At 64.1% G+C, this 17931-nt stretch carries 18 protein-coding genes and 1 pseudogene; 7 read left to right on the forward strand and 12 right to left on the reverse strand.

What is annotated here, in order from left to right; translation table 11 throughout:
* Positions 1 to 22 precede the first annotated feature (22 nt).
* From AC1DN0_RS05940 to AC1DN0_RS05980, 9 genes are all read right to left on the reverse strand, one after another.
* Positions 23 to 739, reverse strand: coding sequence for an ABC transporter ATP-binding protein (locus AC1DN0_RS05940; protein ID WP_441633718.1), 717 nt, complete (start codon positions 737 to 739; stop codon positions 23 to 25).
* Entirely contained in the window at positions 720 to 1454 is a 735-nt protein-coding gene (locus AC1DN0_RS05945; protein WP_441633716.1) for an ABC transporter ATP-binding protein, read from the reverse strand. The genes AC1DN0_RS05940 and AC1DN0_RS05945 overlap by 20 nt, the downstream gene beginning before the upstream one ends.
* The gene (locus AC1DN0_RS05950) at positions 1451 to 2491 is read right to left on the reverse strand and encodes a branched-chain amino acid ABC transporter permease (RefSeq protein ID WP_441633714.1); all 1041 of its coding nucleotides are present in this window, start codon (positions 2489 to 2491) and stop codon (positions 1451 to 1453) included. Before AC1DN0_RS05950 ends, AC1DN0_RS05945 begins: the two co-directional genes overlap by 4 nt.
* A gap of 13 nt (positions 2492 to 2504) precedes the next feature.
* Positions 2505 to 3389 carry a branched-chain amino acid ABC transporter permease gene (locus AC1DN0_RS05955; protein ID WP_441633712.1) on the reverse strand — a complete coding sequence of 295 codons (885 nt, stop codon included), beginning with the start codon at positions 3387 to 3389 and terminating at the stop codon, positions 2505 to 2507.
* Positions 3390 to 3479: 90 nt separating this feature from the next.
* Positions 3480 to 4745, reverse strand: coding sequence for an ABC transporter substrate-binding protein (locus tag AC1DN0_RS05960; protein ID WP_441633710.1), 1266 nt, complete (start codon positions 4743 to 4745; stop codon positions 3480 to 3482).
* 118 nt (positions 4746 to 4863) lie between these two features.
* Positions 4864 to 5844 (reverse strand): transketolase family protein, encoded by a 981-nt coding sequence (locus AC1DN0_RS05965; RefSeq protein WP_441627095.1) that lies wholly within the window; start codon positions 5842 to 5844, stop codon positions 4864 to 4866.
* 1 nt (position 5845) lies between these two features.
* The gene (locus tag AC1DN0_RS05970) at positions 5846 to 6712 is read right to left on the reverse strand and encodes a transketolase (protein ID WP_441627232.1); all 867 of its coding nucleotides are present in this window, start codon (positions 6710 to 6712) and stop codon (positions 5846 to 5848) included.
* A 126-nt stretch (positions 6713 to 6838) separates the two neighbouring features.
* The gene (locus AC1DN0_RS05975) at positions 6839 to 8293 is read right to left on the reverse strand and encodes an NAD-dependent succinate-semialdehyde dehydrogenase (protein ID WP_441627097.1); all 1455 of its coding nucleotides are present in this window, start codon (positions 8291 to 8293) and stop codon (positions 6839 to 6841) included.
* Between the two features lie 34 nt (positions 8294 to 8327).
* Entirely contained in the window at positions 8328 to 9422 is a 1095-nt protein-coding gene (locus AC1DN0_RS05980) for a glycerol dehydrogenase (RefSeq protein ID WP_441627099.1), read from the reverse strand.
* A gap of 189 nt (positions 9423 to 9611) precedes the next feature.
* Here AC1DN0_RS05980 and AC1DN0_RS05985 point away from each other — a divergent pair, with 189 nt between their 5' ends.
* The 4 genes from AC1DN0_RS05985 (at position 9612) to AC1DN0_RS06000 (ending at position 12238) form a co-directional block, all read left to right on the forward strand.
* Positions 9612 to 10427 (forward strand): shikimate dehydrogenase family protein, encoded by an 816-nt coding sequence (locus AC1DN0_RS05985; RefSeq protein ID WP_441627101.1) that lies wholly within the window; start codon positions 9612 to 9614, stop codon positions 10425 to 10427.
* 97 nt (positions 10428 to 10524) lie between these two features.
* Positions 10525 to 11205 carry a GntR family transcriptional regulator gene (locus AC1DN0_RS05990; protein ID WP_441627103.1) on the forward strand — a complete coding sequence of 227 codons (681 nt, stop codon included), beginning with the start codon at positions 10525 to 10527 and terminating at the stop codon, positions 11203 to 11205.
* A 167-nt stretch (positions 11206 to 11372) separates the two neighbouring features.
* A complete protein-coding gene (locus AC1DN0_RS05995) occupies positions 11373 to 11936 on the forward strand; it encodes a hypothetical protein (protein WP_441627105.1) in 564 nt (187 codons plus the stop codon).
* An 8-nt stretch (positions 11937 to 11944) separates the two neighbouring features.
* Positions 11945 to 12238, forward strand: coding sequence for a putative quinol monooxygenase (locus tag AC1DN0_RS06000; protein ID WP_477145599.1), 294 nt, complete (start codon positions 11945 to 11947; stop codon positions 12236 to 12238).
* 60 nt (positions 12239 to 12298) lie between these two features.
* Here the strand turns inward: AC1DN0_RS06000 and AC1DN0_RS06005 are convergent, their stop codons facing one another.
* Entirely contained in the window at positions 12299 to 13192 is an 894-nt protein-coding gene (locus tag AC1DN0_RS06005) for a LysR family transcriptional regulator (RefSeq protein WP_441627109.1), read from the reverse strand.
* Between the two features lie 28 nt (positions 13193 to 13220).
* Here AC1DN0_RS06005 and AC1DN0_RS06010 point away from each other — a divergent pair, with 28 nt between their 5' ends.
* Both AC1DN0_RS06010 and AC1DN0_RS06015 read left to right on the forward strand, forming a co-directional pair.
* Positions 13221 to 14138, forward strand: a complete 918-nt coding sequence (locus AC1DN0_RS06010) for an SDR family NAD(P)-dependent oxidoreductase (RefSeq protein ID WP_477145600.1) — start codon at positions 13221 to 13223, stop codon at positions 14136 to 14138.
* A gap of 104 nt (positions 14139 to 14242) precedes the next feature.
* Positions 14243 to 14730: pseudogene (locus AC1DN0_RS06015) on the forward strand (LysR substrate-binding domain-containing protein); the annotation flags it as partial.
* Between the two features lie 14 nt (positions 14731 to 14744).
* Here the strand turns inward: AC1DN0_RS06015 and AC1DN0_RS06020 are convergent.
* Positions 14745 to 15587, reverse strand: coding sequence for a type 1 glutamine amidotransferase domain-containing protein (locus AC1DN0_RS06020; RefSeq protein WP_441627113.1), 843 nt, complete (start codon positions 15585 to 15587; stop codon positions 14745 to 14747).
* A gap of 123 nt (positions 15588 to 15710) precedes the next feature.
* Here AC1DN0_RS06020 and AC1DN0_RS06025 point away from each other — a divergent pair, with 123 nt between their 5' ends.
* Complete coding sequence (locus tag AC1DN0_RS06025) at positions 15711 to 16631, forward strand: LysR family transcriptional regulator (RefSeq protein WP_441627115.1); 921 nt, start codon at positions 15711 to 15713, stop codon at positions 16629 to 16631.
* A gap of 60 nt (positions 16632 to 16691) precedes the next feature.
* Here the strand turns inward: AC1DN0_RS06025 and AC1DN0_RS06030 are convergent, their stop codons facing one another.
* On the reverse strand, positions 16692 to 17672 hold the full coding sequence (locus tag AC1DN0_RS06030) for an NAD(P)H-quinone oxidoreductase (RefSeq protein WP_441627117.1): 981 nt from the start codon (positions 17670 to 17672) through the stop codon (positions 16692 to 16694).
* Positions 17673 to 17931 lie beyond the last annotated feature (259 nt).

The following is a 17931-nucleotide window of genomic DNA, read 5'->3' on the forward strand; positions in this document are numbered from 1 at the left end:
TCCAGTTTTCAGATCACTTCGGCTAGACGCCGAGATATGTTGCGCGCAAGTGCGGGTTGGCTAGCAGATCCCTGCCCGTTCCCGCCAGCGCGATCGTGCCACTTTCAATCACATAGCCGTAGTCCGCCATATCCAGCACCTGGTTGACGTTCTGCTCAATAACCAGGATGGACAGGTCCCGCTCCTTCAGACGGCGGATGCTGTCAAACAGCCGGTCCACCATGATCGGCGCCAGCCCCAGCGATGGCTCATCAAGAGCCAGCACACGGGGCATCGCCATCAACGCGCGCCCAACGGCCAGCATCTGCTGCTGCCCGCCCGACAAGGTGGAGGCCGCCAGCTTCTGTCGCTCCTCCAGGATCGGGAACAGCTCGAACACCTCGCGCAGGGTCTGCGCGCGTCGCTGGCGCGCGCGCGCGTTGCTAGCGCCGATCAGCAGGTTCTCCAGAATCGACATGCCGAGGAACAACTGCTTGCCTTCCGGCGACTGGACAAAGCCCTCCGTTACTATTTGATGCGGCGCAAGGCCATCGAGATCCTTGCCGTTCAACCGTACGGTGCCGCGTTTGCGGCGCAACAGGCCCGACACCGTGCGCAGGAAGGTAGTCTTGCCCGCCCCGTTTGCGCCGATCAGCGCGGTAATTGAGCGCGGCGCAAGCGACAGGCTCACGCCACGCAGGACCTGCTGCTCGCCGTAGCCCGACCAGATATCGCTGACTTCAAGCACTGGTGCTGACATAGCCCTCTCCAAAGTAGGCCTTGAGTACCTGAGGCATCTTCACGACTTCCGACGGCACGCCGTCGGCGATCAGGCGTCCCTGCTCCATCACAATGACCCGATCCGACAAGCCCATGATGACCTTCATCACGTGTTCTACGATCAGTACCGTGATGCCCCGGTCCCGCACTTTCCGGACCAGTTCCACCATCTCACCCGCTTCGCTCGGTGTCGCCCCCGCGACGACCTCGTCCATGAGAAGCAGGCGTGGCTTGGTAGCCAGCGCCCGGCCGAGTTCGAGCTTGCGTTTATCGAAAGCAGTCAGGTCGTTGGCATCGGTGTCCGCGCGCTGGGCCAGCCCAAGGAACTCCAGACAGCTGTAGGCCTCGTCGCGTACCTTGGCACGCGAACCGCCGCGCGCGAATCCGCCAACCATGACGTTCTCCAGCGCGGTCAGTCCGCCGAACGGCTTTGAGAGCTGAAAGGTTCGCGCAATGCCGCTGGCGCAGATCTGGTAAGGCTCGCGACCGCGGATTTGCTGTCCGGCAAAGAGAATCTCACCTTCGTCGGCCTTGATGAAGCCGGCGATCAAGTTGAATGCCGTTGTCTTTCCCGCACCATTCGGGCCCAACAGGCCCAGGATCTCGCCCCTGCCCACAGTGAATGAAAGCTGATTCACCGCCTGAAGACCGCCAAATCGCTTACCGATGGATTTCACTTCCAGGATGTTTTTCATTGCGCCCTCTCCCCACCAGACCTTGCGCGCGGCGGTAGCTCTACCGCGAGACGCCGCTTGACACGCCGTTGCAGCAATCGATCGAGAGGACCGATAATCCCTTTGGGGAAGTAGAGCACCGCTCCGATCAGCACCAGCCCATAGATCACCAGATGCAGGCCGAGGAAGCGACCCGCGAAATAGGTTCGCGTGAACTCCGCGATCGGATGCAGCACGAAGGCGCCGATCACCGGACCGATGATGGTCCCCTGCCCGCCGACGATCGCCATGATAGCGGCATCGATCGACAAGTCGAGACCCATGTTCCGCTCTGGGTTGATGTAGCGGAAGAACTGCGCATAGAACGCGCCACCGAGTCCGGTCATGAAGGCACTGATCGCCAACGCGATCAGCGGGTACTTGGTGGTGCTCACCCCGACTGCCTGCGCTGCGGCTTCGTCGCCTCGAATCGCCTTGAGGTAGTAGCCCAGACGCGAGCGTTCCAGCACAAACGTGGCCAATAACATCACGACCAGCATGGTAAGGATGATGTAGTAGTAAGGCACCTTGCCGTCGAACTGGAAGACCGTCCAGCCACCGGCCGATGGTGGGATTACCAGCCCCTGCGCGCCCTTGATCGGTATGCCCAGGAACTCGTCGGTGTTCTCGATCCAGATCCGGACGATCTCGGCAAAGGCGATCGTCGTCAGCGTGAAGTACGGCCCCTTGAGCTTGAAGGTCGGATACCCGATGCACACGGATAGCAGCGCGGCGGCCATGCCGCCAGCCACCATGCCCAGCCACGGCGACAAGCCCAGCCCCGTGAACAGCAGCACGGTGACATAGCCGGCGCCGCCGGCAAACACCGAATGCCCGAGCGAGAGCTGCCCGACATAGCCGCACACAAAGTTCCATGCCGACGCCATGTAGGCGAAGTACAGCACCATGATGAGCGAGTGCAGCGCATAGCTGTCCGTGACGAACAGGGGCAGCACAACGCCCGCGCACAGCAGCGGCAGGCCTAGCACCAGGTTGATATTCGTCCTTGATGATTTCATACGGAGGCCCTCCTCATTTGCGGCCTAGCAGGCCGTTTGGCCGGACCAGCAGGACAACGATGAACAGGCAGAACGAGAACACCGATGCCGATGTAGCGGTCACGAACTGCGAAGCGACTGACTCGAATACGCCCAGCACCAGGCCGCCGAGCAAGGAACCGGGAATCGATCCGATGCCGCCGAGCACCACCACCAGGAAGGACTTGATGCCAAAGCCCAGCCCCGTGGTGGGCGAGACCGGAAGGAACGGCACCAGCAGCGCGCCGAACAGGCCCAGGATGCCGGCACCGATGCCGAACGTCACGTTGTACACACGCCCGACGTTGATGCCAGACAGCGCCGCGGCCTCGCGGTTTTGCGCGGTGGCGCGGATCTTCCGGCCGGTGTCGGTGAAGCGCAGCCAGTAAGCCAGCCCGCCGGACACGCCAACCGCCGCCACGCAGGCAATCAGGCGCGGGACATTGACGGGGAGCCCGCCGATGTCGATCGAGCCGCTCAGCACGTCGGTGATCACCGTGCGCACATCGGGGCCGAAGCCCATCAGGATCGCGTTATCGATGACGAGGAACACGCCCGTCGTCAGCAGCAATGCGCCGAGCGGCTCGACGACCATGGTGGTCTCCCGCCGGAACAGGGGCGAGATGACGACGGCCTGCGTGAAATAGCCAAGCAGGAATAACAAGGGCACCGTCAGCAAGGCCGTGGCATACGGATGAATGCCAAAGACCGACCAGATCAGGTAACTGAGATACATGGCGAGCATCAGGAAGGAGCCATGCGCGAAGTTGATCACCCTCAGCACGCCGAAGATGAGACTCAGGCCCAGCGCGATGCCGCCATAGATCCCGCCGAGCAATACGCCGTTGACCACGGCGTAAGCCAGAATGATTGGGTCCATATACCTACCTCGGTTGGGCACGGCCGGCTCGCGCCGCCGTGCGGGAAATGACGATCCGGCAACCGTGCCGGATCATGCGGCTGCCGCCGCTTAGCGCGCGCCGGGCGCCGGCAGCGGCCACACTGGCTTGACGCCGGCCAGCCGGTTGTCCGCCGGCCACACCGTGCGGCGCTCGCCGTTCAGGTTCTGCGAGATCACGCCGTGGGCAAAGGTGTTCTGGCCCTGGCTGTCGAACTGGATGCGCTGGTAGCCGGTGACCAGCGCGGGGCCACTGGAGATATCCGTCGAGGCCAGTGCGTTGCGCACTTTCTCGCGGTCGACAGAGGCGGCGCGCTCAAGCGCGTCCTTGACTATGTACAGGTTGGACACGCCCTGGGCGCCGTACGAGTTCATGCCATAGCCGATTGCCGCCTTGAACTTCGCGTCCGCGTCGATGACCACCGGATCCTTGGCGGCCTTCATGATGTCGACCTGGAAGTCATCCTGCACGAACATGTACTCGACGGCCTTGGGTGACACCGCCTTGTAGAAGTTCGGGTCCTCCGAGCCACCGCCGACCGAGTGGACGCCGTAGGGCAGGTACAGGCGGCTCTCGGCCAGCTGGCGCGTGAACAGGATGTGGTCCGGCGTGTAGGCAACCACGATCAGCGCATCGGGCTTGGCGCCGCGGATCTTGAGCAACTGCGCGGACAGGTCGGTCTGGTTGGGTGGATACGATTCGTCCATCGCGATGGCGTAGCCGCGCTCCTTCGCCAGTTTCTTGATATTGGCGGCGTGCGAGCGGCCCCAATCAGTGCCTTCATAGAACAGCCCCAGCGTCTTGGGGCCCTTGCCGGTCTCCTTCTTGAGCAGGTCCAGCGCGTCGATCTGCTCGCGCGCGTCGTAGATAGCCTTGTTGTTCGGGCGGAAGACATACTTGAAGCCACGTTCGGTGATCTCGTCCTTGACCGCACCGGTGACCAGCCACGACACCTTGTAGCGCTCCGCCACCTCGGACGCAGGGAAGGTCACCGCGCTGTTGTACGCGCCGACGATCAGGGGCACGTTCTCGCGCTGGATGAGACGCTCGGTTTCCGCCACGCCCACGTCGGGCTTGGACTGGCTGTCGGCAAAGATCAGCTTGACCCTGGCGCCGCCAAGCGAGCGGATGCCGCCCGCCTTGTTGATCTGCTCGGCGGCGATCTCCGCGCCGAGCTTGGTCTGGTTGCCGATGGTGGCCGCGCCGCCGGACAGCGGTAGCACGAAGCCGATGGGGACTTCCTTCACCTGGGCGAATGCCGCGCTGCATGCCAGGGTGGCGCCGATGCCGGCGGCCAGCAGGTATGCTAGCCGGGTCTTTGAAATAAGATTGCGCATACTGTCTCCTGAGTCGAATCGACTCTGTCTTGTTTTGAAAAGCTGCTTGTGCCTGTGCGGGTTGGCTGCCCTCTTCCGCAAGCGGCAGAGGGCAGCCAACCCGCACAGGCCGCACCCGCTACGGAGCGATGGCTTGCGCCGCCAGTTGCTCGATCCCGTCGGCATCGAGCTTGTAGTGCTTGTAGAGATGCGTGGGCGGCGCGATCAGGCTGTACTCGTCGAGGATGCCGTGCCGCACCAGGCGCACGCCGGCGCCCACATCCATCAGCACCTCGGCCACGGCACCGCCGAGGCCGCCCAGCACGTTGTGCTCTTCCACGGTCATCAGCACGCGTGAGCGCGCAGCCGCGCGCAGCACGGCCTCGCGGTCCAGCGGCTTGACGGTTGCCATGTCGATCATCCCCACCGAATGGCCTGCGGCATTGAGCCGCTTTGCGGCTTCGAGCGCCGGATGCACGCTGGAGCCGGTGGCGATCAGCGTCAGCTCCTCGCCCTGCAAGTGCTCGATGGCCTTGCCGAATTCGAACGCGGTGCCTTCTTCATAGACGGAGGGCTCACGGCCCCGGCCGATGCGGAAGTAGATCGGCTGCGCGTGCCCTGCGGATGCCTTGATGGCCGCGCGCAATTGCGGGCCGTCGGCCGGCGCCACCACGGTGAGGTCGGCGATGGAGCGCATGATGGCCAGGTCCTCGGTGGCATGGTGCGACGTGCCGTAGAAGCCCAGCGAGATGCCCGCGTGATGGCCGATCAGCCGCACCGGCAGGCCGGAATAGGCCACGTCCATGCGGATCTGCTCGCAGCACAACAGCGCGAGGAAGGACGCGAAGGTGGCGACGAACGGCGTATAGCCCACGCTTGCCATGCCGGCGGCCGCCGTCACCATGTTCTGCTCGGAAATGCCGAACTGGATATAGCGCTCGGGGAAGCGTTGCGCGAAACGCGCAAGGCCGTTGGAGTACTGCAGGTCCGCCGATCCCGCGAGCACAGGCGCGCCGGTGTCGACCAGGTCGATCAGGCCGTCGGACAGGTAGCTCAGGCCCGGCGTGATGGCGTTCAGGCCCCGGTACTGCCAGGAATCCTTGGAAAGTGGCTGGTTCATGCTATCGATCCTTTGCGAGAATTTCTTCGACGGCGCGCTGCGCATCGTCGGGCGCGAGGTAGCCGAGGTGCCATCCGGGCTCGGTCTCCATATAGGAGACGCCCTTGCCCTTGACCGTCTTGGCGATCACGCAAACCGGCGTGGTGCGGCCATCGTCGGCGCGCAACTGGCGTAGCAAGGCGGTCAGGGCCGCAACATCATGGCCATCCACCACGTGAACTTCCCAGCCGAACGCGCGCCATTTGGCGTCGAGCGGCTCGATGCCCATCACCTCGTCCACGGCGCCGTCGAGCTGGTAGCCGTTGCGGTCGACGATGGCCACCAGGCGGTTGGCGCGGTGGTGCGCGGCGGACATCGCCGCCTCCCACACCTGCCCTTCCTGCATCTCGCCGTCGCCCAGCATGACGAAGGTGGTGAAATCCAGACCCGCGTGCCGGCCCGCCAGCGCCATGCCCAGCCCGGCCGATAGCGCGTGCCCGATGGAGCCCGAGCTGAAGTCGATGCCCGGTACCTTGCGCATGTCCGGGTGATCGCCCAGCGGGCTGCCCAGGCGGGTGTACTCATCCAGCCAGGCCTTGGGGAAGAAATCCAGGTCGGCCAGGATCGGGAACAAGCCCACCGCCGCATGCCCCTTGCCCATCAGGAAGCGATCCCGCATCGGCCAGCCGGGCTCGCCCCGGCGCAGTTGCATGACGTCGTAGTACAGCGCGGCGAACGTTTCGGCCGCCGAGAACACCGAGGTGTAGTGGCCGGTCTTGGCGATCTCGATCAGCCGGATGGTCTCCAGGCGGACGAAGGTGGCGCGCTCTTTGAGCAGCGCGACTTGTTCCGCGCTGGGCGCGAGCGCGCTGGCGGAAGCAGTCGGCATGGCCGTTGCAACAGCGTGGTTCATCGGGCGTCTCCTACTGTTTTTGATGCATGATATATCATGCATCCTATCGTAAAATACAGGAAATCCATTGCTTCGCTCCTCTTGTCCTTTCGACTTGAATACTTAGATGCCGCCCATGCACATGTACTTGGGTTCCAGGTAGTCCTCGATGCCCTGGCGGGCACCTTCCCGACCCAGTCCCGATTCCTTGACGCCGCCGAAGGGCGCGACGGCGGTGGAGATCAAGCCTTCGTTGATGCCGACCATGCCGCATTCCAGCGCCTCGGCAATGCGCCACACACGGCGCAGGTCACGCGTATAGAAATACCCGGCAAGGCCATACGGCGTGTCGTTGGCCATCCGCACCACTTCCTCGTCCGACGTGAAGCGCAGCAGCGGCGCCACCGGGCCGAAGATCTCCTCGCGTCCCAGTTGCATCGACGGCGTTACCTCGCCAACCACGGTCGGCGCATAGAACGCGCCGCCCGCATCCTGCCGCTGGCCACCGGCCAGCACGCGGGCCCCTAGCTCCACCGCGTCCGTTACCATCTCGTGCACGCGGTTGGCAGCGCGCGCGTTGATGAGTGGCCCCATGGTGATGCCGGACCCGCTGCCGTCGCCCACCTTCAGGGCAGCCACGGCATCGCAAAGCCGACGCGCGAATTCGTCGTAGACGGCGGCGTGCACGAACATGCGGTTGGCACAGACGCAGGTCTGCCCCGCGTTGCGGTACTTGGACACCATCGCCCCACGTACCGCCGCGTCCAGGTCGGCGTCTTCGAACACGATGAACGGCGCATTGCCGCCGAGCTCGAGGGACAGCTTCTTGATATTGGCGGCGGACTGCACCATCAGCAGCCGGCCGACGCGAGTGGAGCCGGTGAACGACAGCTTGCGCACAGCGGGACTCTGCGCTAGCACCGCGCCAATGACCGCGGCGCGCGCGCTGGTCACCACATTGAAGACCCCGCGCGGAATGCCCGCACGGTGGGCCAGTTCGGCCAGCGCCAGTGCGCACAGCGGCGTCTCGGAGGCGGGCTTGAGCACCACTGTACAGCCCGCCGCCAGCGCTGGCGCGACTTTGCGCGTGGCCATCGCCACCGGGAAGTTCCATGGCGTGAGCGCAGCGACCACGCCTACCGGCTGCTTGATGACCATCAGCCGGCGGTCACCGGCCGGCGCAGGAATCAGTTCGCCGTAGGTCCGCGTGGCTTCTTCCGCGAACCACTCCACGAATGACGCACCGTAGACCACCTCGCTCTCGGCTTCGGCCAGCGGCTTGCCCTGCTCAGCCGTCATCAGCGCCGCAAGATCGGCCTGGTGCAATCGGATCAAGTCGTACCAGCGGCGCAGGCTGTCGGCCCGGTGCTTGGCCGTAGTGGCGCGCCAGGACGCAAGCGCCTGCTCCGCAGCGGCAATCGCGCGTCGGGTTTCGGCTTCGCCCATGTCGGGCACCTCGGCAATCACCGCGCCGCAGGCCGGATTGGCAACCGCGAAGCGCGCGCCGTCATCGGCCTGGGTCCATTCGCCATCGATGTACGCCTGCGTGCGCATCAATGCCGCATCGTTCAACCTCATGTCGTCTCCAGCTTCTTGTGGGCTTGCCGTGGGCTTACCGTAGTGTCGCGAGCGCGCGGGCTTCCACTACCTGCATCGCATCCGCGATATCGGCAGCACTCAGCTCGCGCGAGAAATTCTTCATGTGGGGCGCGGCCAATGACAGCTCCGCCGCGGCCTCGAGTTCCTCACGCGTGGCGTCGCCAAGCCCAAGGCCGTTCAGGCTGAGCGGCAGCCCGATTTGCCGGTAGAGCGCCTCGATTTCTGCGCGGGCACCATCCGTGCGCTGCTCCAGTTCTAGCTGGACCAGCAGGCCATAGGCCACTTGCAAGCCGTGCGCTGCGCGCCTGGCCTCGCGCAGCGTGGACAACCCGCGCGTCAACGCATGCGCAATCGACAGGCCACCGCTTTCAAAACCCAGCCCAGACATCAGGATGGTAGCTTCCACCACGCGCTCGAACGCCGCATCCGGCTGGCCCGATCCCGCGACGGCCAGCGCACCCTGCGCATCCGCCACCAGCACGCGGTGGCATTCCCGCGCCAGCGCTTGCGCCGACAGCAAGGGCCGGGTGCCGAACATGTTCCGGCCCTGCAGGGCGGCCGCGCACTGCGCGGCCTCGAAGGACTTGGAGATCGCGTCGCCAATGCCGGCCAGCAGCATCTGCGCGGGCGCCTGCGAGATCAGCGCGGTGTCGGCAATCACGCAAACGGGGCTATAGGACAGATGCCTGACCGCCAGCAGCCGATGCTGTTCGTCGTACAGGACATAGTTCTTGCTGGTGGGCGCGTCGTTGGACGCCACCGTGGGCACCGTGATGACGGGCGCCCGGTAATGATCCGCAAGCGCCTTGCCCGCATCGATGCTGCGCCCGCCACCCGCGGCGATGATCACGGCTGGCGCGGTGCCGCCCAGTTCGTCGACCAGCCGGGCGACCAGTTGCGGGGTCAGCCCTTCGTCAAAGCCGACGCTGCGCAGCGCGACCGCCGCGGCACTGCATAGCCGCCCGACCCGCTCGCCAATCATGGCCATCACCATGCTGTCCGCGACCAGCACGGCGTCGCGGCCAAGCCGGGCGACATGTTCGCCCAGCAGATCCAATGCCCCCGCACCCTGGACATAGCGTCCGGGCGAGCCAAATACTGCTTGCACGTTCTCTCCTCCGTCGATGGCGCTGGTTCGCCGCCGGTTCGCGTATCGAACCCGATCCCGCTGCGCCTTTTCAATACATCATATAGGATATATCCTACATCATTATCGGTGCCTGGCAAGAAGGTTTTTTGCCGGCGCCTTGTTTGCAGTCCTTTTTGACCCTTCTTGATTCTTCCGGAGCACCCAACAATGTCAGAGACAAGCAGCTTGCCCGTGGCGCCCATCGACGGCCGCACCCGGGTCGTCGTGATCCTCGCCTACCCCACCCACCACGTGCGAACGCCCACCTTCTTCAACGCCCGCGTGGCGGCGCTGGGGCTGAACGCCGTGCTCGTGCCATGGAAGGTCTCGCCGGCGCAACTGCCCGCAGCGCTAGAGGGACTGCGCCTGGTGGAAAACCTGGCCGGCGTAATCGTCACCGTGCCGCACAAGCAGCAGATGGCGGCGCTGTGCGATGGGCTCGAAGGTATCGCGGCGCATCTCGGCGTGTGCAATGTCGCGCGCCGCACACCCGACGGCCGCTTTATCGGCCGCATGTACGACGGCGTGGGATTCGTGACGGGCCTTCGCGGCCAGGGGATCGACCCGGCCGGCAAGCGCGCCTTGCTGCTGGGCGCGGGCGGCGCCGCGACGGCGGTCGCCGCCGCCCTGCTCGATGCGGGCGTGCGGCAGCTGACCATCGTCAACCGCACGCGGGATAAGGCTGACTTGCTGGTGGCACAATTGAAAGCCAAACGGCCCGATGCGGCTGTCGGCTCCGCCGAAGGCGCGGCCGGGCAATGGGATCTGATTGTCAACGGGACTTCTCTCGGCCTGAAACCCGAGGATCCGCTGCCGCTGGACCCCGTCCTGCTTGATCCTAGCAGCCTCGTGGCCGAGGTCATCATGCAGCCGGCGGAAACCGCCCTCCTGCTGGCGGCAAAGGCGCGCGGATGCCGGATCCACCGGGGCGAGCATATGGTGACGGCGCAGATCGACCTGCTGGTGGATTACCTGCTGGGCTAGCCGCCGGAGCCGGAACGCGTCATGCCATAACGGACGGGGCAGCATTGCATATCATATATGATGTGCCCCTGAACACCATTTATCGAGACTAGACGTTATGAAAGAACTCGCGCGCGTGGAGAAGAGCAATCTGTCGTCACGCGTCTATGACCAGATCCGATCCGCATTGATGAGCGGCAAGTACGTGCCGGGCGAGCGATTGCGCGTGGCGGAGCTGGCCGAATCGATGGGAACAAGCACCACCCCCGTGCGCGAGGCGATCTTCCGGCTGGTAAGCGAGCAGGCCCTGACCATGACGGCCGCCACCTCCATCACCGTGCCCGAGCTGGATCCGGGCACCGTCGCGGAGATCCAGCTGATGCGCACGCTGCTGGAAGGCGCGGCCGCCGAGGCGGCCGCGGCGCGCATCACGCCGCAGGAGATTGCCCGCCTGCGCAAGACGCACGAAGCCTTTATCAAGGCCGTGGCGACCAGCCCGCGCGAGGCGGCCAGCCAGAACCGCAAGTTCCACTTCGAACTGCTCGCCGCATCGCACCTGCCCAACCTGTTCTCCGTCGTCGAGAGTATGTGGGTGCGCATGGGTCCTTTGCTGCATATCTTCCACACGGAGCTGCAGGCCAGCCGGGAAAGCCTGGAAGAGCATCCTCACTATCGCGTGCTCGATGGCCTTACCCGAGGTGACGCCAAGATAGCATCCGCAGCCATTCGCGACGATATCCAGTGGGGCAAGACGGTGCTGCTGGAGTGGATGGCATCGCGGGAAGAAGAACAGGTCTGACCGCCCCGGCGCCGGAAACTGCCTGATTGCGCCTGGCCATCCCTGAATTTTTTTCCAGCTTGAAGTTCCATTGCGCCCTCTAGTTGAGGGAGTCGCTCTCGCCAATACTATGTTCCAGGTTGTCGTTGAAAACAGTGTCTTCAACCAGGCCGCTCACAAGGAACATCATGGACACGATTCTCTCCGAGGCGCGCGCACCGCGCGGTATAGCCTTTTTTGCCGCGAAGGCCACCTTGGCCTCCGCCTTCGCCGCTCTCCTCTTTTCGCTCGGTGCTGCGCATCCGGCGGATGCGGCCACCCCCGCTGCATCCGCTGCCCCGCTCCCTTCCCTGATCAATCCCGCCGCGCTCAAATGGGAGAAGACCATTCCCGCGCTGGGAAGGAACTCGCCCGAATACGCGATCCTGCATGTCGACCAGAAGAGGGGACTGACGATGCTGATGTTCCGCACGCCCATCGCGGTGCATATCAAGCCCCACACGCATGATCTCGCGGAGTCCCATGTGATCCTGGTTGGCGGCACCCATGTGTTTGAATCCAGCGGCGTGCGCTACAACGTGGAAAACGGCGGGTTCTTCCGTGCGCCCGGCGGCGTGGAGCACGAGGCATGGCTGCCGGCGGGCTCGCAAACGCTCAACATCCTGGAGAGCGGCTGGGTGGTGAACTGGCTGCATGGCGGCCCGTCTCCGGAAGACGCGAACCAGTACCCGCCCGCAGCGGCTCAGCGTTGAGGTGCCTCATGAAAAATACCCTGACTATCATCGCTCACGCGCGGGCGAGGCCCGGCCTTGAAAACCGCATGATCGCCGAACAGATCAAGGTGGTCGCGTCGGCCAACCAGCAGCCCGGCTGCCTCCGATACGAGCTGCATGTATCGAACACCGAACCCGGCCTGGTGACCTTCGTCGAGCAATGGGCTTCGGCGGAACAATGGCGCAGCCATCTGGCGAGCRATTACATCCAGGCATTCCGCGAAGCCGCCGGCCACTGCATCGGCGAGTTCGAGCTGCATGAGATGCATCAGGTTGCCTGACTCTCCTGGCACCGCAGCGCTCCCGGGCAATGCCTCGGAGCGCCTGCGCCTTGCGCCACGCTAGCTGGCTGCAAAGCGACGCAGTTCCGGCCCGATCCGTTCAACCAGGAAATCGATGAACACCCGCACGCGCAGCGGCATATAGCGCTGGTTGCTGAAGATCGCATGGATCTCCTCCTTATCGTCCGGGTTGTATTCCCTCAGCAGTTCCACCAGGCGGCCCGCCTCGATATCCCTCGCCACGTGAAACAGGCCGAGGCGGCTGATGCCCATCCCATCCAGCGTCAGCTGGCGCATGGTCTCGCCATTATTGGTCAGCATGTCGCCACGCATCGGCATATAGACGGTATGTCGATCGACCAGGAACGGCCACTCGTCCAGCGAACGCCTGAAGTTAAAGCCCAGGCACCGATGCCGCTGCAAGTCCTCCGGCGTTTGCGGGCGTCCGTGCGCCGCCACGTAAGCTGGCGACGCTACCACCGCGCGCCGGCTCTCGCCCAGCACACGCGCGCGGAAACTCGCATCGGCCAGTGGCCCCATGCGGATCGCCACGTCGATACGTTCGCGCTGCAGGTCGACCAGCGCATCGGTGAGCGAGATATCGAGCGTGATTTCCGGATAGCGCTGATGAAATTCGGGAACGAGGGGAATCAGGTGATGCGTGCCGAACGGCAATGACACATTGACGCGCAGGACGCCGTGCGGCGCTACCGTGCCCTGCGAAACGCCCTGCTCGGCTTCTTCTATGTCATTCAATATCCGAACGCAGCTGTCATAGAAGTGCTTTCCCTCATTGGTGATGACCAATTGCCGGGTGGAACGGCGCACCAATTGCACACCCAACCGCTCTTCGATCCTGCCAAGCAGCTTGCTCACGGCCGATGCAGTCAGGTCCAGCACTTTTCCCGCCGCTGAAAAACTGCCTGTTTCCACGATTTTCGTGAACACCAGCATCTCACCGCTGCGACTATCCATCTTCTGAATGAAACGAATTGAATTCAACAATCATATTCCATTGCATGCCGTTATCAAAGGAGTTATGGCCCGCCATACTTCAACCYGAAATGGCGGGCATCGATCTGCTGTCTTTATCAATATTTCGAGATACATCATGGATCTGAACCTGAAAGACAAGACCGCGCTGGTCAGCGCATCCACATCCGGAATCGGCCATGCCATCGCCGCGCAATTGCTGGAGGACGACGCGCGGGTCATCGTCAATGGGCGCAACGCCGCGAACGTCGAGCAAGTGGTAGGGGCGTTCAACGCGCGCTTTGGCGCCGGCCGCTCGCTGGCGCTTGTCGCGGACATGAGCGTTGCAGGCAGCGAGAAGCTGGCGGCCGAGGCGTTTCCCGAGATCGATATCCTGGTCAACAACATCGGCACCTACGCGCTCAGCCATTTCTTCAGCACCTCCGATGCAGACTGGCAACGCATCTTCGACGTCAATGTGTGGAGCGGTGTGCGCCTCGCCCGCACTTACATGAAGGGCATGCTCGATCGGGGCCACGGCCGCGTAATCTTCATCTCCAGCGAGGTCGCGCTCACGCCGATGGCTTCGATGGCGCACTACAGCGCCAGCAAGGCGACGCAACTCTCCATTTCGCGCAGCCTGGCCGAACTCACGAAAGGCACCGCCGTCACAGTGAACGCCGTGCTGCCGGGCCCCACCGAAACGGAAAGCCTCAAAGCCTTCATCAAGTCGGTGAACCCTGACTTGTCCTACGCCGACGCGGAACGAAAGTTCATGCAGGAGAACCGCCCCTCCTCGCTAATCTATCGCCTTGCGAAACCGGCTGAAGTTGCCAACGTGGTCGCCTTTCTCGCCAGCGAGCGGGCCGCGGTGGTCAATGGCGCGGCGATCCGGGCAGAGGGGGGCACCGTGCAGACCATCGCCTGACCCGGCTAGCCATGCAAGCGCGATTCTTGCGCCTCGGGCAAGTATCTTCTGACTCCCGGCGGCTTACTCCCGCAGGCGGGAAGGCACGATACTGCAGCCCCTGCACCGACGTGGCGATCCGCATTGGCGCGCTGCGGAACGCCACCCTGCATGCGCGTGCGGTGTGCAACAGCCGCCTGCGCCTGGTGGCCAACCCCGCGTATCTCAAGGCGCGCGGCAAACCCAAGCATGTCAGCGCACTCACCAGCCACAGCCTGCTCGCATTCACCCAACCGGACACGTTCAACCAATGGCCCCTACGCCATGCGCTTGGTGACACCCTGTGGATCGAGCCCGGCCTGCGCGCCCCCAGCGGCGAGACCCTGCTGAAGCTCGCGCTCGCCGTCGAAGGCATTGCCTGCCTGGCCGACTACATGACGCAAGCGGACCGGGGCCGGGGCGACCTGGTCCAGGTGCTGATGCAGGCACCGTGGAGCTCGAGCAGCCCATCCATGCGGTCTATTACCGCAACACGTTGCTGTCCTCGCGCATTACATCCTTTCTTGACTACCTCAGCGCGCGGCTCGGGGAAACGCCCTCCGGCCGCGGCTGAGCAGACTCGGGGGCCTACTTCAGGCGTTCCATCAACTTGCCGGCAACGGCCAGTGCCGAAGCCGGGTTCTGCCCTGTGATCAACTCGCGGTCCACGACCACATGGGGCGTCCACGGCGCCACGTTGCTGCCATAGCGCGCGCCGGCCTTCTCCAGCGCCGTCTGCGGATAGAACTTCATCGCCCCGCCGTTCAGCAAGCCTTTCGCCTGCTCCTCTTCCACATTACTGATCACCGTAAGCCGATAGCCCGCATAGATCCAGGCCGGAGCGGCTTGCACATCCGCTCCGGCCTGGAGCGCTTGCACATAGCTACGCGCATCCGGCAGCGTCGATAACAACGCAATAGGGCCATGGCAAACCAGCGCCGTGGTCTTGCCACGTGCATGGAAGCTTGCCAGCAGCTTGCCAAGCTCCGGGCTTTGCAGCAGGTCCTGCATCGGCGCATGCCCGCCGGGGATGTACACGGCATCAAAGCGGTCGTAGCCAATCTGCTCCACGCGCGACAAGCTGATCACCGGTGACCTGCCGCGCAAGGTGATCTCCAGGCGCTCCATCAACACCTTGTGCGCCTGGAGCGCGGCTTCGTCACCGTTGAAATACATCTTGTCGATCGACGACTTGTCCACCGTAGGCGCATTGCCCCTGGGCGTAGCAAACGTGACAGCGTGGCCGGCGTCGAGCAAGCGCTTTACCGGCTGCATCAGCTCGTTCAGGTAGAACCCGGTTTCGAATACCTTGCCATCCTTCAGGTCCAGGTGATCCGAGTCGGAGAGCACCACCAGGACGTTACCGGCCTGCGCGCCAAACGCGGCCATTGCCATTACCGCACCGGCGGCAAGCTTGTGCATCTGTTTCATTTTTCCCCCGATAGCTCGAACCGTTCGCGCCGCTGCGCACGCGGCGAATGCACACACTTTATTCAAGCCGCTTGCGGCGATAAACTCCCGCATAGGGAAATCACCTGTTCTTCAGAGGCAATAATGGGGCGTCGATTTGATCATCTGAGCGATGTGGAGGCGTTTATCGTGGTCGTGGATAAGGGATCGGTCACGGCGGGGGCCATCGCACTTTCGACCACCCCGTCGGTCATCAGCCGTGCGATTGCCCGCCTCGAGTCCCGTCTAGGCATCCAGCTATTGCGGCGTACCACCCGGCGTCTCAACCTGACCGAGGCAGGCCGTCTGTACCTGGAGAGCACCCGCGCCGCCTTCGCACTGATCGACGATGCCGAACGGGCCATCCAAGGGCAGGATGGCGAATTGACCGGGCGCGTCCGCCTCAGCGTACCGACGACCTACGGCCACTATCGGCTTCCCCCGATGCTGCGGCGCTTCACGCAGCGCTATCCTGATGTGCAGATCGAACTGAACATCACCAATCGTAATGTGGACCTGGTGGCAGAGGGGTTCGACGTCGCCATACGCCTGGGTAAGCTGCCGGACAGCGGGCTGGTGGCGCGCAAGCTGGAAGATGCCGAGCTATGCGTGGTCGCCACGCCGGCCTACCTGAAGCGCGCGGGCACGCCGCAGGCCATCGGCGACCTCGCGGGCCATGCCTGCCTGCACTTCGTGATGCCCAGCACCGGCCGGGTTGGGCCCTGGGCGTTCAGGGACGACGGCGCCGATGTGGAGTGGACACCGTCGGGCGGCTTGCAGGTCTCCGACGATGTGCTAGGCGTCGTGTCGCTGGCAGAGCAAGGGCTGGGCATCTGCCAGACCTACAGGTTCATCGCGGACCAGCGCATCCGGGACGGCGTGTTCGTGGAAGTACTGGCCCATGCTCACGGCCGGCCCCGGCCGTTTTCACTGGTTTTTGCGCCACATCGGCGTTTGTCGGCGGCGTCGCGCGCGTTGATCGACTTCCTCGTCGGGGACACCCCGGTGCAGGATGACCCCGGCTGACACGCAAGCCCGATAGCAGGGCCGCACGACCATCGGCGGTGCAGCCCTGGACGTACCTGCCTATGCCACCTTGAGCAGGATCTTGCCGGCGTGCGTGCTCGACTCCATCAACGCATGCGCCTTGCCCGCATCGGCAAGCGGCATCACGCAATGAATGAGCGGCAGGCACCGGCCCTGGTCCAGCACGGGCCAGAACGCGTCGTGCAAACCCACGATCAGCGCCGCCTTGCTTTCCGGGGTGCGCGCCCGCAGCGTGGAGCCCGTCATCTTGAGCCGCTTGAGCATAACCGGCAGCAGGTCGATATCAACACGGCTGCCCTCGAGGAACGCGATCTGGACCAGCGAGCCGTCCAGCGCCAGCGCGCGCAGGTTCATTTCGATGTAGCGCCCGCCCACCATATCCAGCACCACGTCGACGCCCTTGCCCTGCGTTACCTCCGAGACGACGTCATTGAAGTCCTGCTCGCGGTAGTTGATCAGATGCGTGGCGCCGTGCTGCCGGCAGATCGCCAGCTTTTGCGCATTGCCGGCGGTGACGATGACCTCGGCGCCAAGCTCGCGGGACATCTGGATGGCTGTAATGCCGATGCCGCTGCTGCCGCCATGGATCAGGATGGTCTTGCCGCGCGACACCAGCTTGCCGGCGAACAGGTTGGCCCATACCGTGATGTAGTTTTCCGGTAGCGCCGCCGCTTGCTCCAGCGTCATCCCTGTGGGCACCGGCAGGCAATGCCGCGCGTCGGCGGCACAGAATTCCGCGTAGCCGCCACCGTGCGTCAAGGCGCAGACTCGATCGCCGACTTTCCACTGCGTGACCGATTCGCCTACCTGCTCGACCGTGCCCGAAATCTCCAGGCCCAGGTACGGGCATGCGGACGGCGGCGGATTGTACAACCCTAGCCGTTGCAAAACGTCCGGGCGGTTGACGCCGGCGAACGCCACGCGGACCAGCACTTCGTGGGCGGCTACCGCGGGGGGGTGGGCTTCCTTCAAAACCAGCGTATCCGCCCCGGTTCCCGGGCCATGACTGATGAACTTCATCGAGACATCCTTTGCCTGAAAAGGCGTTCCTTGTCCAAGAGAGACGACAACACAGGACGTACGGCAGGCTTCCAGCCGGATACCAATGTTGACGCCAAGAGAATATATCATGCATCATATCTTCTTGCGCGGCGACACTACGGCTGGCGTGGCGGCCAGGCATTGGCCGACCATACCTGACTGCCTACCCGGATTCAGGGATCAAAAGGAAGGAATCGATTTGGACGGATTTGGACAAAACGCCCGGGAGAACCGGGCG

The organism is Cupriavidus sp. 05N39, assembly GCF_056397325.1.

Excerpts from the sequence above, each read along its gene's own strand:
- AC1DN0_RS05940 (WP_441633718.1), bottom strand. The coding sequence starts at position 739 with ATGTCAGCACCAGTGCTTGAAGTCAGCGATATCTGGTCGGGCTACGGC.
- AC1DN0_RS05945 (WP_441633716.1), bottom strand. The coding sequence starts at position 1,454 with ATGAAAAACATCCTGGAAGTGAAATCCATCGGTAAGCGATTTGGCGGT.
- AC1DN0_RS06025 (WP_441627115.1), top strand. The coding sequence starts at position 15,711 with ATGGGGCGTCGATTTGATCATCTGAGCGATGTGGAGGCGTTTATCGTG.
- AC1DN0_RS05995 (WP_441627105.1), top strand. The coding sequence starts at position 11,373 with ATGGACACGATTCTCTCCGAGGCGCGCGCACCGCGCGGTATAGCCTTT.
- AC1DN0_RS05960 (WP_441633710.1), bottom strand. The coding sequence starts at position 4,745 with ATGCGCAATCTTATTTCAAAGACCCGGCTAGCATACCTGCTGGCCGCC.
- AC1DN0_RS06020 (WP_441627113.1), bottom strand. The coding sequence starts at position 15,587 with ATGAAACAGATGCACAAGCTTGCCGCCGGTGCGGTAATGGCAATGGCC.
- AC1DN0_RS05975 (WP_441627097.1), bottom strand. The coding sequence starts at position 8,293 with ATGAGGTTGAACGATGCGGCATTGATGCGCACGCAGGCGTACATCGAT.
- AC1DN0_RS05965 (WP_441627095.1), bottom strand. The coding sequence starts at position 5,844 with ATGAACCAGCCACTTTCCAAGGATTCCTGGCAGTACCGGGGCCTGAAC.
- AC1DN0_RS06005 (WP_441627109.1), bottom strand. The coding sequence starts at position 13,192 with ATGCTGGTGTTCACGAAAATCGTGGAAACAGGCAGTTTTTCAGCGGCG.
- AC1DN0_RS05955 (WP_441633712.1), bottom strand. The coding sequence starts at position 3,389 with ATGGACCCAATCATTCTGGCTTACGCCGTGGTCAACGGCGTATTGCTC.
- AC1DN0_RS05985 (WP_441627101.1), top strand. The coding sequence starts at position 9,612 with ATGTCAGAGACAAGCAGCTTGCCCGTGGCGCCCATCGACGGCCGCACC.
- AC1DN0_RS05970 (WP_441627232.1), bottom strand. The coding sequence starts at position 6,712 with ATGCCGACTGCTTCCGCCAGCGCGCTCGCGCCCAGCGCGGAACAAGTC.
- AC1DN0_RS06030 (WP_441627117.1), bottom strand. The coding sequence starts at position 17,672 with ATGAAGTTCATCAGTCATGGCCCGGGAACCGGGGCGGATACGCTGGTT.
- AC1DN0_RS05950 (WP_441633714.1), bottom strand. The coding sequence starts at position 2,491 with ATGAAATCATCAAGGACGAATATCAACCTGGTGCTAGGCCTGCCGCTG.
- AC1DN0_RS05990 (WP_441627103.1), top strand. The coding sequence starts at position 10,525 with ATGAAAGAACTCGCGCGCGTGGAGAAGAGCAATCTGTCGTCACGCGTC.